Raw genomic sequence first — 1,045 nt, forward strand, 5'->3', positions numbered from 1 at the left:
GTCGAGTTCGACGAGCACTTCCGAGCCGTCTCCATCGAGGAGAAGCCCGAGCAGCCGCGGAGCAACTACGCCGTGCCCGGCCTCTACTTCTACGACAACGACGTCGTGGCGATCGCGAAGACGATCACGCCCTCGGCCCGCGGCGAGCTCGAGATCTCGACGATCAACGAGCGCTACCTCGAGGCGGGGCGGCTGAACGTTCAGGTCCTCGACCGGGGAACGGCCTGGCTCGACACCGGGACCTTCGATTCCATGATCGAGGCGACCGAGTTCGTGCGCGTGATCGAGCAGAGGCAGGGATTCAAGATCGGCTGCATCGAGGAGATCGCCTGGCGCAACTCCTGGATCGACGACGCCCGCCTCGCCGAGCTCGCCGCACCGCTGGTCAAGAGCGGATACGGCGCCTACCTCCACCGCCTGCTCAGCCTCGAAGGCGTGAACGCGGGCCGCTGAGCCCGGCCTCCCCCGACCTTCCCGACCTCCAGGAGAACCCGTGCGGATCCTCGTCACCGGCGGTGCCGGCTTCATCGGCAGCAACTTCGTCCACCTCACCCTGCGCGAGCGTCCCGACGCGCGGATCACCGTGCTCGACAAGCTCACCTACGCGGGCAGCCGCGACTCCCTCGCCCCCGTCGCCGACCGAGTGCGGCTGGTCGAGGGCGACGTCGCCGACGCCGAGCTGGTGGACCGGCTGGTCGCCGACGCGGATCTGGTGGTCCATTTCGCCGCGGAGTCGCACAACGACAACTCCCTGCACGACCCGACGCCCTTCCTCGCGACGAACGTCATCGGCACCTTCGCGCTCCTGCAGGCGGTGCGCGCTCACGACGTGCGGTACCACCACATCTCGACGGACGAGGTGTACGGCGACCTCGAGCTCGAGGACCCCGCGCGCTTCACCGAGCACACCCCCTACAACCCCTCCAGCCCCTACTCCTCGACCAAGGCCGCCAGCGACCTCCTCGTGCGCGCCTGGGTGCGCTCCTTCGGCGTGCGCGCCACGATCTCCAACTGCTCCAACAACTACGGCCCCTACCAGCACGTC

The 1,045-nt window shown here is 68.5% G+C and carries 2 protein-coding genes; both read left to right on the plus strand.

Going from position 1 to position 1,045, the window contains the following annotated elements:
- Nucleotides 1-453 (plus strand): sugar phosphate nucleotidyltransferase (locus tag C5C82_RS17100; RefSeq protein ID WP_258066175.1); only part of this gene is annotated, 453 nt, incomplete at its 5' end.
- 40 nt (nucleotides 454-493) lie between these two features.
- The coding region (locus C5C82_RS17105; protein ID WP_146086036.1) for a dTDP-glucose 4,6-dehydratase at nucleotides 494-1,045 on the plus strand (552 nt) is incomplete at its 3' end.

This window comes from Rathayibacter sp. AY1D5 (genome assembly GCF_002932515.1).
GTDB lineage: Bacteria > Actinomycetota > Actinomycetes > Actinomycetales > Microbacteriaceae > Rathayibacter.